General features: G+C 68.3%; 10 protein-coding genes. 3 read left to right on the forward strand and 7 right to left on the reverse strand.

Annotated features, from left to right (window positions below; translation table 11 throughout):
• Window positions 1-30 precede the first annotated feature (30 nt).
• The 4 genes from ACTOWK_RS13175 to soxR all read right to left on the reverse strand — a co-directional run bounded on the left by ACTOWK_RS13175 (window position 31) and on the right by soxR (window position 3,162).
• Complete coding sequence (locus tag ACTOWK_RS13175; RefSeq protein ID WP_441330613.1) at window positions 31-321, reverse strand: DUF6916 family protein; 291 nt, start codon at window positions 319-321, stop codon at window positions 31-33.
• 652 nt (window positions 322-973) lie between these two features.
• Entirely contained in the window at window positions 974-1,528 is a 555-nt protein-coding gene (locus ACTOWK_RS13180) for an Ig-like domain-containing protein (protein ID WP_441330614.1), read from the reverse strand.
• 556 nt (window positions 1,529-2,084) lie between these two features.
• Window positions 2,085-2,594, reverse strand: coding sequence for a DUF1993 domain-containing protein (locus ACTOWK_RS13185; protein WP_441330615.1), 510 nt, complete (start codon window positions 2,592-2,594; stop codon window positions 2,085-2,087).
• An 88-nt stretch (window positions 2,595-2,682) separates the two neighbouring features.
• The gene (soxR, locus tag ACTOWK_RS13190) at window positions 2,683-3,162 is read right to left on the reverse strand and encodes a redox-sensitive transcriptional activator SoxR (protein WP_441330709.1); all 480 of its coding nucleotides are present in this window, start codon (window positions 3,160-3,162) and stop codon (window positions 2,683-2,685) included.
• Window positions 3,163-3,232: 70 nt separating this feature from the next.
• Here soxR and ACTOWK_RS13195 point away from each other — a divergent pair, with 70 nt between their 5' ends.
• Both ACTOWK_RS13195 and ACTOWK_RS13200 read left to right on the forward strand, forming a co-directional pair.
• A complete protein-coding gene (locus ACTOWK_RS13195; RefSeq protein ID WP_441330616.1) occupies window positions 3,233-4,210 on the forward strand; it encodes an NADP-dependent oxidoreductase in 978 nt (325 codons plus the stop codon).
• Window positions 4,207-5,616 (forward strand): MFS transporter, encoded by a 1,410-nt coding sequence (locus ACTOWK_RS13200; RefSeq protein ID WP_441330617.1) that lies wholly within the window; start codon window positions 4,207-4,209, stop codon window positions 5,614-5,616. The genes ACTOWK_RS13195 and ACTOWK_RS13200 overlap by 4 nt, the downstream gene beginning before the upstream one ends.
• An 831-nt stretch (window positions 5,617-6,447) precedes the next feature.
• On the opposite strand, the gene ACTOWK_RS13205 is transcribed toward ACTOWK_RS13200, so the two are convergent.
• The 3 genes from ACTOWK_RS13205 to ACTOWK_RS13215 form a co-directional block, all read right to left on the reverse strand.
• Window positions 6,448-7,668: a glycosyltransferase gene (locus ACTOWK_RS13205; RefSeq protein ID WP_441330618.1), complete on the reverse strand. Its 1,221-nt coding sequence runs from the start codon at window positions 7,666-7,668 to the stop codon at window positions 6,448-6,450.
• 49 nt (window positions 7,669-7,717) lie between these two features.
• The gene (locus ACTOWK_RS13210) at window positions 7,718-10,555 is read right to left on the reverse strand and encodes a type 2 lanthipeptide synthetase LanM family protein (RefSeq protein ID WP_441330619.1); all 2,838 of its coding nucleotides are present in this window, start codon (window positions 10,553-10,555) and stop codon (window positions 7,718-7,720) included.
• Window positions 10,556-10,816: 261 nt separating this feature from the next.
• Window positions 10,817-11,002, reverse strand: coding sequence for a DUF6229 family protein (locus ACTOWK_RS13215; protein WP_441330620.1), 186 nt, complete (start codon window positions 11,000-11,002; stop codon window positions 10,817-10,819).
• Between the two features lie 394 nt (window positions 11,003-11,396).
• Here ACTOWK_RS13215 and ACTOWK_RS13220 point away from each other — a divergent pair, with 394 nt between their 5' ends.
• Window positions 11,397-12,875 carry a phospholipase D-like domain-containing protein gene (locus tag ACTOWK_RS13220; RefSeq protein WP_441330621.1) on the forward strand — a complete coding sequence of 493 codons (1,479 nt, stop codon included), beginning with the start codon at window positions 11,397-11,399 and terminating at the stop codon, window positions 12,873-12,875.
• Window positions 12,876-12,944 lie beyond the last annotated feature (69 nt).

Genomic DNA, 12,944 nt, shown 5'->3' on the forward strand with positions numbered 1-12,944 from the left:
GCGACCGAAGCACCGCCGTGCGCGATGGCCTCAGTTGAAGATCGCCTGGTACAAAAAGCCTTCGCGCTCGCGCGCGACCGGCACCAGGAAGATGCCGACTTCGCCGATGGAGTCGTGACGCATCACATAGATCTGCTGCGGAAACAGGAAGGACGAGCCGTTGCGGAACAGCAGCGAGAACGGCGCACGCTCGCCCTGCTGGGGCCGGGTGCTCAGCGCCCGCGCCTCGACCAGCACGAACGGCACTTCGTTGTCGTTGAGTTGCGCCGAGTAGGTCTCGTTCACGTGCGCAGCGAAGTGTTCCAAGGTCAATACGTCCATCGCAGGCCTCCCCAAGCCGAGGCCGCATCGTCGTCGTGTCTGGCGTCCGATGCAAGCCCCGTCGTCGGTTTTGCGACGGATTCGCGCCTGCATGCGAGCCGCAGTCAGCCTTCCGCAGCCCGCGGCGACTCGGCTGACAGCCGACCGCATCGGGAAATGCGCGCAGCGGGCGGATCGAGCGTCGAAGCGAGCGCAAAGGCCTCGCCTGATGGCGCGGCTTCGGCCGCGAGACGGGCCGCCGGCGGCGAATGACGACCGCCGCCGGCTCCGGACGCGCCGCCGCGATCCCAGTTCGCGGCGGACGACGACCGGAGCCGCCGACAGCGCGGGCGATCCCTGCCCGTCCCTGCTTTCATCACTGACGGAGATGAAAGATTCCAAACCTTGCGGCCCGTGCCGGCCGCGGCGCCCGCAAGGCTCGAAGCCTGCGGGCGCCGCGGACCGGTCGACGCCGGGGAAGACGCAGCCGTGCCGCCACCACCACGACGCGGTGACCGGCAGACCCGCCGCGCTATCTGCGCGGACGTAGGCCCTGAAGCTGCGTGCTCGGCTTTCGCGCCTGGCGCGGGAAACCGTCCCCTCCCCCCTCCGTGGGGGTACCGGCATCGCCGCCGCGATGGCGATCGCGGCAGCGGCAATACGAACGGCCCGTCTACAAGGCCGCGGCGGCGGTCGGCGGCAACGCCCGGCCGCGGATCGAAGTCACCGCCACCACCGCATCGGCGCTGGCATCGCCGGCGTGGACGCGATAGGTATAGATATCGACGCCTTCGAACTCCGGATCGGGCGTATAAGTCGCCCGACCGTCCTGCAAAGTCACCGCGCCATGCCGCGGCGCTTCGACGATGCTGTAGCGCAACGATGCGTCGCTGCCGATCGACCCGCGCAAGGCGACGGTCGAGGTCGCGCCGTCGATGCTGTGGGTGACCAGATCGGCCGCCGCGAGCGGTTCGTAACGCTTGAAACCGCGCACGCTGCCTTCGACCAGGCGAGCCGAATGGCCGCTGTCGGAACGACCGCGGCCGGCCTGCGAGAACATCGGTGTCGACGGACGCTGCTCGCTTTGCTCGAAAGTGAAAGCTTCGCCATGCGCTTCGCGGGCAAAACCGCGCTGCGCGCTCGAACTCGGGGCGCCGAACGCACCGGCACTGCACGCGAGCAGCGTCAGGCACAACGCGACGGGCCCCTGGATACTCTTGGACAACATGCCTACTCCTTGGTCTGGATGGGAACGGATCTATCGTCTGTTCCGGACTGCGCCTGCTTGCGCTGGATCGCTGTTCGATCGCTATCGCGACCGAGGCTCCTTCTCCTGCATCGCCCTGTCCGGACCCGCTTGCGACCTCCTGTCGCCACCGGGAAAGCATGATCGCAGGGCGGCGTCGCAGAGGCCGAGACGGCGAGCGACGCGGGTCGAATTCTTTGATCCGCAACGGCGCATTCGGGCCGAAGCGCTTGGCTTCTATTCGCGAAGGCCGAGGTTTGCGGAGAACGCGCGACCACCGAGAGTAGCCGTACGAGACGGTTCGTCGAATAAGACATAGCGCCGTCGCAGGCGTTGCGATTCGCGCTCGTTCGCGGTGACGTTCGCGCGTGCGGTAACGCGGTCGCGGCTTATGCCGCTCCTACCCTGGAGCCCGGGCGGCGGGCCATGCGGTTCGATCTAAAACGACGAAGGCCCGCGCATGCGGGCCTTCGGGGCGACTCAGGCTGCCGCGCCCGGCGCCGGGCGCAGGCGATCGGGCCTGCGGCGATGGTTTACTTCAATACTTTCCCATGAAATCGCGCTTGCCGATGTTGACGCCGTGGCCGCGCAGGATCGCGTAGGTGGTGGTGACGTGGAAGAAGAACTGCGGCAGGCCGTAGTGCACCAGGTAGTCGTGACCGCCGAAGCGGCGTTCCTTCGGCGTGCCCGCACGCAGCACCACCTCGCGATCTTCGGCGCCTTCGAACAGGGCCGGCTCGAGGCCGTCGACGAAGGCGATGGTCTTGGCGATCAGCACCTGCAATTCGGCGAAGCTGCGTTCCTTGTCGTCGTAGACCGGGACCTCGACGTCGGCCAGGCGCGCGCTCACGCCCTTGGCGAAGTCGCAGGCGATCTGGACCTGGCGCAACAACGGGAACATGTCCGGGAACAGACGCGCCTGCAGGTAGGCGTCGTGGTCGATCTTGTGCTCGGTCGCGTGGGCCTCGGTACGGGCCAGGATCTCGGCCAGGCTGCCGAGCAATTGCTTGAACATCGGGACGGACGCGGAATACATCGAAATGGGCATGGTGGCGGGATTCGTGCAGGGGAAAGCCGCCATGGTACGACGGCGGCGTCTCCGCCGCCCTGTTGCGCCGAGGCGGCTGACGCCGGCTTCAGGCCGGCAACTTGGCCCGGCGGCGCGGTTTGGCCTGCTGCAAGGCCGCCGCCCAACGCTGCGCACCCGCGCCCTGGTCGCCCCAGGTATCGTCGGGGTTGGCCAACCGGCAACGGTCGATCGACAGGCAACCGCAGCCGATGCATTGGTCGAGGGTGTCGCGCATCAGGGTCAGGTTGGCGATGCGCTGCTCGAGTTCGTCCTTCCAGGTCGCCGACAACCGCGACCAGTCGCTGCGCGTGGGCACGCGCGAGTCCGGCAAGGTGTCGAGCGCCTCGCGGATGGTCGCCAGGGGCATGCCGACGCGCTGGGCGACGCGGATGATGGCGATGCGGCGCAAGGTGTCGCGACTGTAGCGGCGCTGGTTGCCGGCCGTGCGCAGGCTGTGGATCAGGCCCTTCGACTCATAGAAGTGCAAGGCCGACACCGCCACGCCCGAGCGTTCCGCGACCTGGCCCACGCTCAGCTCCATCGTCATGCTCATCGGCTATTGACCTAAACTTATATTGAGGTTTTATGCTGCACTCAGTCTCATTCGACGTCAAGCCATGGCCCCCACCCACGCTTACCAACCTACGACGAAATCGCTTGTTGGCCTGCCCCGGGTCAAGGCGGTGGTGTTCGACCGTTATGGCGCGCCCGAGGTCCTGCATGCCATCGAATTGCCGATGCCCCAGGCCGGACCCGGCGAAGTGCGGGTGCGCGTGCGCGCGGCCGGAGTGCGCCCCAGCGACATCGCCCTGCGCCGCGGCGTCGGCGCGGCCGATGCGGGGCAGGCGTTTCCGCGCCGTCTCGGCAACGAATTCGCCGGCATCGTCGACCAGGTCGGCACTGGCGTGCACGATCTGCAAGTCGGCGACGAAGTGCTCGGCTGGGCGGTGGCGATGAGTTATGCCGAAGTGCTGACCGTGCCGGCCGAACAAGTCGTGCACAAGCCCCAGACGATGTCCTGGGCGGTCGCCGGCGCCCTGCCCTCGACCGGCCAGAGCGTGCTCGGCGTCGAACACGGCCACACCGTACTGATCCACGGCGCCGCCAGCGGTATCGGCAGCGTCGCCGTGCAACTGGCCCGCGCCTGGGGCGCGCAGGTGATCGGCAGCGCCGCCGCCAACGATCACGATTACCTGCGATCGCTCGGCGCGCAGCCGGTGCTCGACGACCGCCGGGGCCTCGAACAGACCCACGCACTGGCGCCGCACGGCGTCGATGCGATCTTCGACGCGCTCGGCAGCGAGGTCCACGAGGGCTGGCTGGCGCTCGGCGCGGCGCCTTCGCGCATCGCCACCTTGTGCGACTCCGACCAGGCCCGGCGCCTCGGCCTGCGCACCTTGCGCAGCCAGCGCAGCCGCGCGCACCTGCACGAGCTGATGGCCATGCACGTGCGCCACGGCCTGCTGGTGCACGTGCGCGAGATGTTCCCCTTGACCCGAGCCGCCGAAGCGCATCGCGCGGTGGAGCGCGGCCATGGCCGCGGCAAGGTCGTGTTGATGGTCTACGAAGCCATGGCGATGAAGCACAGCGCATGAAGGACGCCAGCGCACTCGATCGCTCCATGGCCCACAACGAATCGGCCATGGCCCTGGAAAGCCTGTACGCGCCGCGTTACCGCAGCCTGACCATCGGCGCGGTCGCGCTGGTGGCCTTGGTCGCCTTCGAAGCCTTGGCGGTGACCACGGCGATGCCGAGCGTCGCCCGCGCGCTCGACGGCCTGGCGCTGTATGCGCTCGCCTTCGGCGGCACCCTCGCCGCGAGCGTGATCGGCATGGTCGCGGCCGGCCGCTGGGCCGATGCGCGCGGGCCGGTCGCGCCTTTGCGCCAGGGCATCGTCTGGTTCGCCCTGGGTCTGATCGCGGCGGGTCTGGCGCCATCGATGGGTTGGCTGATCGCCGGCCGCGTCGTCCAGGGTTTCGGCGGCGGACTGATCTCGGTCGCGTTGTACGTGGTGGTCGGCCGAGTCTATCCGGCGCAACTACGGGTCAGGATCTTCGCCGCGTTCGCCGCGGCCTGGGTGGTACCGGCGGTGGTCGGCCCTGCGATCAGCGGCGCGATCGTCGAACACGCCGGCTGGCGCTGGGTGTTCCTGTCGGTGCCGATCGTCGCCGTGTTGGCGGCGTGGCTGGTGTTGCCGTCGCTGCGCGAGCTCGGCCCCACCGTCGGGGGCGGCGATCCCCGCGGCGATCAGCGCGCACGCCTGCTGTGGGCGTTGCTGACCACGGCCAGCCTGCTCGCCCTGCACTACGGCGGCCAGCAACGCGGTTGGCTGGCGTGGGCCGTGCTGGTCCCCGCGCTCGCTGCGCTGGCATTGGCGGCATCGCGCTTGCTGCCGCGCGGCGCGCTGCGTGCCGCACGCGGCCTGCCGACGGTGGTCTCGCTGCGCGGCATCGGCGCGGGCGCGTTCTTCCTCACCGAAGCCTACATCCCGCTGCTGCTGTCGCAGGAACGCGGGCTGTCGCCGACCTGGGCCGGACTGGTGCTGACCTTGGGCGCGGTCGGGTGGTCGAGCGGCTCCTGGTATCGCGGACGCACCGCGGTCGCGGCGGCGCCGCAGCGCTTCCTGCAGGCCGGCATGGCGATGGTCGCGCTCGGCGTCATCGCGATCGCCGCGTTGGTGTGGACGCAGGCGCCGCTCGCACTCGGCGTCGCCGGCTGGATCGTCGCCGGCCTCGGCATGGGCATGATCTACCCGACCCTGTCGGTGCTGATGCTCGAACTGTCGCCGCCCGAGCAACAGGGCGTGAACTCCTCGGCCTTGCATCTGGGCGATGCGATCTTCACCGCCACCGCCCTGGCGATCGGCGGTTCGCTGTTCGCGGCGCTGATGACCCGCTCGCCTACCCTGGCCTATCTGTGCGGGTTCGGCATCGCGCTCGGCTTGGCCTTGTTGGGCTTGATGCTGGCGGCGCGGGTGCGGGTGACCAATCCTCCCCTGTAGGAGCGACGTAAGTCGCGACCACTGGACGCGCATAGATAACGAGGCCGGCTCCATTCATCGAAGCGGCGTGTTCTCGCCAGGGTAGGAGCGGCGCAAGCCGCGACCGCGTTCATTCAGCCGCCGTCGCCGGCCGGGATGGGTGTCTGTCTCAACCACGGTGCCGTTGCCGTTGCCGTTGCCGTTGCCGTTGCCGTTGCCGTTGCCGTTGCCGTTGCCGTTGCCGTTGCCGTGAAAGCTTGGCGCAGTTCCGAACTTGCGACAACACCTGGAGACCCGGAGGGCGGCGCACAGGACGTGCGCCGTTTTTCGATAGGACAGGGATGTCTTATCGGAAAATCCCGGCGCGAGCTGCGTGCTCGCAGGGGAGCTTCGTCAAGGAAAGCCCTTTTCTTTGGTTACCTTTCTTTTGGGCTTAGCAAAAGAAAGTAACCCGGCCGCGTAGCGGACGGAAGCTCTGCACTTGCTTGTGACTTCTCGCCGAGAAGCAAGATCAAACGCCAACAGCTTCCGCCACTAAAGCGGCGGGTTACTTTCTTTTGTCTAAAGCAACAAAAGAAAGCTAACCAAAGAAGTTGCTTTGTTTTGAATCACAGGCCCGCACGAGCGATGCATGCGCAGGGATCTACATACGGGACATCCCTGTCCCGATGAAAAAAACGGCCTGCATCCATGCAGGCCGCCCTTCGGGTCTTCTATTGCCTTCGCTAGTGCGAATCGACGCACGGCAACGGCAACGGCAACATCTTTACGGCCACGGCATTGCGACGGTAACGACAGGAACTCTGTAGGAGCGACGTCAATCGCGACCGCGCCGCCTCGGCCTCGCGTCGCCTAGCGCGACAACTCGGTCGCCGCGGTCGAAGTCATGGTCATCAACGCGGGCTTGGCCTGGGCGAGGCATTGGTACAAGGCCACCACCTGCTCCATCAGGCCTTCGGTGCTCCAGGCGCGCGCATCGAGCGGGCCGGCCGCCGACAGCTCGGCGCGGCGCTGCGGCGAACGCAGCACGTCGGCGACGTGCCCGGCGAAGGCCTCGATGGTTTCCTCGCTGACCACGGCGCTGCGCGCGCCGCGCAGGACGGTCGCCGTGCCCATCACCGCGGTCGAGACGATCGGCACGCCGAGCGCCATCGCCTCGATCAGCACCAGGCCCTGGGTTTCGGTCGGCGAGGCGAACACGAAGGCGTCGCCGGCGCGGTAGGCATCGAGCAGGCTGGTGCGGCGATCGAGGTTGCCGAAGAAACGCACGTTGCGTTCCAGGCCGTACTCCCTGGACAAACGCTTGAGCCGCTCCGCGTCCGGCCCTTCGCCGGCGATGATGAACATCAGCTCGGGGAAATCGGCGATCAGGCGCCGCGCCACCTGCAACAGGAAGGCGATGTTCTTCTCCACCGCGAGCCGGCTGACGGTGACGAGGGTCGGCCGGCGCGCGTCGATTTCGTGCTCGGCGCGGAAACGCGCGCCGTCGCCGCGGGCGAATTCGGCCAGATCGATGCCGGTCGGCAGCACCGTCGATGGTGTGGTCACGCCGTAGCGGTCCAGCACCTCGACCATCTGCGCAGTCGGCACGATCAGGTGATCGACGCCGTGGCAGAGCATCCGCGACACCCGCCGGGCGACGAAACGCAGCAGCGGCGCCGGCGCCCACGGCAAGTAGTGGCCGATATATTCCTCGAAATAGGTGTGGTAGGTCTCGACCGTCGGCCGGCCGCTGGCTTGCGCCAGTTGCACGCCTAGCCGGTGGGCGCGGAACGGCGTGTGGATGTGGATCACGTCCCAGTGCCGCTGCGCCAGTTGCGGCAGAATCCGCCGCAGTTCCGGCGCGCGGATCAGACGGTCTTCGGGGTCGAAGAAGATCACCCGCGCCGGCAACCGGACGATTTCGAATTCGTCGCTGTCGTGCAGTTCCTGGCCGCTGCCGGGACCGTAGTCGGGCACGACCAGGGTCACCGCGTGTCCGCTGCGCGCCAGCGACTGGGCGAAAGTGCGGATCGAGGTCGACACCCCGTTGACCCGCGGGAAGTACACGTCCGACAGCATCAGGATGTTCATCCTGCCAGCCTAGGCCCCGCTGATGACGGATTTGTGGCGGCCGCGCCGGTTATGCCGGCGCAAACCGCTCGAACAGCAAGGGCGAAGCCAGCGCGCACTGCGGGTGCATGCGGTTGAGAGTGTGGATGGCGCCGGCCACGCCGGTCATGAGCCCTGGGGTGAAGGCATCGCGGGCGCGGCTGCCGACCGCGCCGCGATGCTCCTCGATCGCCGAGACGATCTGGGCACTGTGCTCGATCGGGTCGATCCGGCCGCTGCCCTCCGGGTCCAGGCGCGCAGCCCGGGTCAACAGCTCCCACAGCGCCAGATCGCCGTGACACAGCGTATGCCCCAGGCCCCAGCCGTCGCGTCCGGCCGCGGCGGCCGCGCGGCGCAGAGTGCGCAGGTGCTTCGCCTCGCCGGTGCGTGCGTAGAGATCGCTCGCGGCCAAGCCGATGCCGACGCTGCCGTGGCACCAGGCGTGCAGGAACTGGCGTTCCTCCGGTACCCGCGCGTCGAGCCAACTGCCGGCCGCGTCGTCGTAGAGACTGTCTTCGAAGGCGAAGGCGCGTTCGGCCAGCGCCAGCCAGCGCGCGCGCTCGTCGGCATCGCCGGCCTCGCTGAGCCCGATCCGGGTCAACGCCCAGCCGATGCCGCTGGCGCCATGGGCGAAACCGCCGACCGGTTCGGCGAAGATCGTCGACGGCCAGCGCGCGCCGCGCTCATCGACGATCGCCTGCGCTTCCATATAGCGCGCCGCCTGCGCCGCCAACGCCGGCCAACGCGGGTCGGCATGCACTTCGGCGAGTTGCAGCAAGGGCACGATGGTGCCGCTGGCGCCTTCGAGCAGGTCGAGGTATCGGTCGCCGTCGAACCCGGCCTGGGCCATCGCCTCGGCGCGCTCGACCGCCCATTCCAGCATCTGCGGTCGCCGCAACAGATCGTGCAAGGCCACCCAGGTCCAGATCTGCGCACCGAAACCGATCATGCCGCCGACCGTGGTCGGCCGGTCCTGGCTCTCGATCGCGCGCATCACCGCGATGGCGCCGTGGAGCGCGGCCTCGGCGCCGTCGACCGGGTCGGCGCGGCCCTGCCCGACTTCGTGCAGATAACCGGCCAGCGCCAGCGCCACCCCGCCCAGACCGGTATAGAGGTCGGCCTGCAGCGGACGCGTCACCCAACCGGTGTCGCCGAGCACCGGGCTGATCCAGGTCACCGTGCCGTCGCTGCCTCGCACCGCCAGTTGCAGCAGTTGTTCGACCGCGCGCGCGGCCACCGCGCGGCGGCGCGCGTCGAGCCGTTCGGCATGCGGATTGCGCGCGAAGACGTCGCTGCGTACGCGTTCGTTCCTGCCCAGGCGCTGATTGAGGTCGACCGTAACCAGGGCGCTGCGGATGGTCAGCTCTTCCAGCTCGACGCGCATGCCGCGCCAGTGGGTCAGTGCCTCTTCGATGCGCGCGGCATCGAGCGGGGCGACGAAGATCGGCACATCGCCGCGGCGCATGTCGTCGATCTCGGCATCGATCTCGACCGGCGCCGACGGCGCGATCGGCAACACCGCGGCGTTGCGCGCCAGGATGTCGCGGGCGCGCCCGATCGCCTTGGGCTCGTCGTGCAAGGAGGCCGGATGCCAGAGCATGCGCATGATCTCGACATAGGCCTGGGTCGGGCGGCGGATGTCGCGCACCCGGCAGCCGAGAAAGCCCTGCAGCAACGGCGCCAGCGCGGCCTGCGCATCGAGCGCGCGCAGGCGCGCGGTCGCGTCCAGGAAGCCGTCGGTAATGCGGTCCCAATAACGAGACACGTCCGGATGCGGGCTGGGATGGTTCTGCGACTGGCCGAAGTCGGCGCTGACCACCGCCAACCGCGCCTGCATCGTGCCCTCGTCGGCGATGGTCGGCACGCGGATCTGCGGCTGCTCGCCGGGCAAGGCGCCGGCCGCGGAAATGTCAACGCCGCCGAAGCCCAGCGCCGGTGCGCGGAACGGCACGATGCCGGTGCGCAGCACCGAGGTGCGGATCAGTTCCGAGGCGAGGTCGAACGCATGCCCACGCCCGGACGACGGCGCTTCGATCTCCACCGCAAACAGACTCTCGACGTCGATCACGACCGGTACCGGCCCGGCCGCGATCAGGTTTTCCTGGTGGATGTCGGTGCCGCCGAGCAATTGCATCACCGCCAGCCAATGGCCGAGGTTGCGATAGAAGTCCGCGAGTTCGTCGTCGCCGTCGCAGTAGCGGTGCTCGACGAAACCGGCCCAGCCGTAAGCGCCGCGGTCGAGCGCATGCGGCACCCGGATGCGTTGCGCATCGTCGGCGAAGACCTGGGCGAGAAAAGCGTCCAGCGCCAGGTCGATGTTCAGCGAACGTGGCTTGTACATCACCCGCCCGCCTTCCAGGGTCAGGCGGGCGACGGTCTGGCCGCCGTCGTGCAGATCGCCTTCGCCGGGTTGCAACGCGAGCAAGCGCCCGGCCGGCCGGCCTAGCAGTGCCGACAAGGCCTCGCGATCGGCGGCGAAACGCGCCGCCAGCGACTCCAACGCCAGACGTTGCAATTCCAGCGAACGGCGCAAACGCTCGTGCAAGGCCGGATAGCGACGCTGAAGGTGCGGATCGAACGCCGGTTGCGTCGCCAGTGCGATGAACTGGGCGAACCGGCCGGCATCGTCCTCGGCATCCAGTTGCCCGCCGAGCTTGGCCGCATGCAGTTCCAGCAACAAGGTGCGGCTGATCTTGAGCCGGGCGTTGTCGTTGAGGCCCTGCTCGCCGACCTGGCGCAACAAGTCGATCTCGTCGCGGTCCAGACCCGGCGCCAGCGCCTGCAGATTAGCGCCGAGCGCTTGGCGCGCGTGCGCGGTGAAAATCTCGATGATCGGTAAAAACGATTCGCCGCTACGGGTCTCGCTCATCGGTTCGACGCATCCTGCCTGGATCGATGGGAAGCAAACACGAGCCCGGCCGGCGCGGCACGCGCTGCAGCGGCGACCGACGGTCGCTCGGCGTGCAGGCCTTGCCCCGCGCGGCCGCTCCCGCGCGGCGGAGCGATACGGCGCGGTGTGGTGAGGTTTGGCTCGTGGTGACGATGGCCGCTGCGAACTGATCGTCGCCGCCGGCTGTGAAACTCGCTCCCGACGCTGGTCGGGAGCGAGCCCTTTCAGCTCAGCTACGGCTTAGCAGCACTGGCCGCCGCCGGAAGCGCTACAGCTGCTGCAACGCGTCCACAGCGGCAGGCTGCTGTCGGTCAACGCGGCTTCGGTCGCGGACGTGCCTTCGATGTACAGCGGACCGGCGGGATTTTCCATGCCGCCTTCCGCACCGCTCAGCCAGCCCGAAACGATGTCGTCGATCTGTTGCATAAACTTCTCCTTGTTCACAACATAAGTGAAATCGGTCACAGTCCATCCCGGACATCCGTTCATCGTAGTCCGCGCGTGGGCCGGTCCCGATCGTTGACGTCGAACGTAAGCGAAGCCCTTTGCTCCGGAGCGATAACGTGCCGCCATCGAATCCCGTCGCCTCAACTCCGCGCCGACACGCTGCGCGCTCGGACCGGTCGATGTCAACTGTCAATTACGCCGCTGCAATGCACCATCGGATTGCGCATGACCTCGCCTTGACCGGCCATGCCGCACCCTGCATCGCGGTGTCGTCGCGAAGCTCGCGCCGCATCGATGCGCAGCGACACCGACACCGCATGTCCAGCCCTATAAGTTCATCACGAAATGCACGGCGACAGCCGACAGGAATGCCTTGAACACCGAACTCGATCCGTCCACTCCCCGCCGACGCCGCTGGCTGCGCTCGGCCCTCGCCGTATTCGCGCTGGCCTGGCTGGCGATGGGCGTCTATCACGTCTACAAACCCCTGCCGCCCGGCATCAGCCAGCACTGGCCCTTGCGTTCGGCCGACAATGTCGAGTTGTTGACCGACGTCACCTGGGTCGACGGCGCCAAACAAGGGCTCGCCGAGCAACACATATTCGACGAAACCCTGCGTCTGATCGGCCAGGCGCAGCGCGGCGTGGTCGCCGACCTGTTCCTGTTCAACGACTTCGGCGCCGATGCCGGCAGCCTGCGGCACCGCCGCCTGAGCAACGAACTCAGCGCGGCCCTGATCGCACGCAAGCGCGCCGTGCCGCAACTGCGGGCAGTGCTGATCACCGACCCGATCAACACCGTCTACGGCGGCCTGGAATCGCCACAACTGCAGGCCTTGCGCGCGGCCGGCGTGGAAGTGGTGATCACCGACCTGCGCCGCCTGCGCACGCCCAACCCGACCTGGTCGGGGCTGTGGCAGTTGTGCTGCAGTTGGGCCGGCAACGATGCGCAGGGCGGCTGGCTCGCGAATCCGTTCGGGCTTGGCAAGGTCACCCTGCGCAGTTGGCTGGCCCTGTTCAATCTCAACGCCAACCATCGCAAGACCCTGGTCGTCGACGAGGGCGACGCGTGGACCGCCCTGGTGTCCTCGGCCAACCCGCACGACGGCAGCAGCCGCCACGGCAATATCGCCCTGCGCTTTCGCGGCGCGGCCGCACTCGACGTGTTGATGAGCGAGCGCGCCGTGGTGACGATGTCGCGTGGGCGCTGGCCGCAAGGCCTGCCGGTCGCGGCGCCGCCCACGTCCATCGTCGACACCACCTCGGCGCCCCGCGTGCAGTTGCTGACCGAAGCCAAGATCCGCGACGGCTTGCTCGCCGCCATCGACGGCGCGCGCGGCGGCGACCGCGTCGACATCGCGGTGTTCTATTTCTCCCATCGCGGCTTGGTCAACGCCGTGGTCGCCGCGCACAAACGCGGCGTCGGCGTGCGCGTGCTGCTCGATCCCAACGAAGACGCGTTCGGGCGCAAGAAGGACGGCGTGCCCAATCGCCAGGTCGCCAGCGAACTGCATGCCGCCGGAGTGCCCCTGCGCTGGTGCGATACCCATGGCGAGCAATGCCACGCCAAGCTGCTGTTGAAGACCGCTCGCGACGGCCGCATCGAATTGATCGCCGGCTCGGCCAACTACACCCGCCGCAATCTCGACGACTACAACCTGGAAAGCAGCGCGCGCGTGGTGGCCGAGTCCGACGCACCAGTCGCGCGCCAGGCCGCGAGTTATTTCGAGCAGAGCTGGGGCAACGGCGACCACCGCAGCATCAGCGTCGACTACCCGGCCTACGCCGACGAATCCAGCTGGCGAAAACTCTGGTACCGCTTCGGCGAAGCCAGCGGGCTATCGAGCTACTGACGGCGACTCATCACTTGGGCAGCCGGCACACACCGCTTGCAGGACGGTCGCACGGCAGCAAATGCGGGC

Source organism: Lysobacter sp. CA196 (genome assembly GCF_052078695.1).
In the GTDB taxonomy this organism is placed as follows: Bacteria; Pseudomonadota; Gammaproteobacteria; order Xanthomonadales; family Xanthomonadaceae; genus Lysobacter.

What these genes read in the sequence shown, in the direction of transcription:
- ACTOWK_RS13175 (WP_441330613.1), bottom strand. Translation starts at nt 321, where the DNA reads ATGGACGTATTGACCTTGGAACACTTCGCTGCGCACGTGAACGAGACC.
- ACTOWK_RS13180 (WP_441330614.1), bottom strand. Translation starts at nt 1,528, where the DNA reads ATGTTGTCCAAGAGTATCCAGGGGCCCGTCGCGTTGTGCCTGACGCTG.
- ACTOWK_RS13185 (WP_441330615.1), bottom strand. Translation starts at nt 2,594, where the DNA reads ATGCCCATTTCGATGTATTCCGCGTCCGTCCCGATGTTCAAGCAATTG.
- soxR (WP_441330709.1), bottom strand. Translation starts at nt 3,162, where the DNA reads ATGACGATGGAGCTGAGCGTGGGCCAGGTCGCGGAACGCTCGGGCGTG.
- ACTOWK_RS13195 (WP_441330616.1), top strand. Translation starts at nt 3,233, where the DNA reads ATGGCCCCCACCCACGCTTACCAACCTACGACGAAATCGCTTGTTGGC.
- ACTOWK_RS13200 (WP_441330617.1), top strand. Translation starts at nt 4,207, where the DNA reads ATGAAGGACGCCAGCGCACTCGATCGCTCCATGGCCCACAACGAATCG.
- ACTOWK_RS13205 (WP_441330618.1), bottom strand. Translation starts at nt 7,668, where the DNA reads ATGAACATCCTGATGCTGTCGGACGTGTACTTCCCGCGGGTCAACGGG.
- ACTOWK_RS13210 (WP_441330619.1), bottom strand. Translation starts at nt 10,555, where the DNA reads ATGAGCGAGACCCGTAGCGGCGAATCGTTTTTACCGATCATCGAGATT.
- ACTOWK_RS13215 (WP_441330620.1), bottom strand. Translation starts at nt 11,002, where the DNA reads ATGCAACAGATCGACGACATCGTTTCGGGCTGGCTGAGCGGTGCGGAA.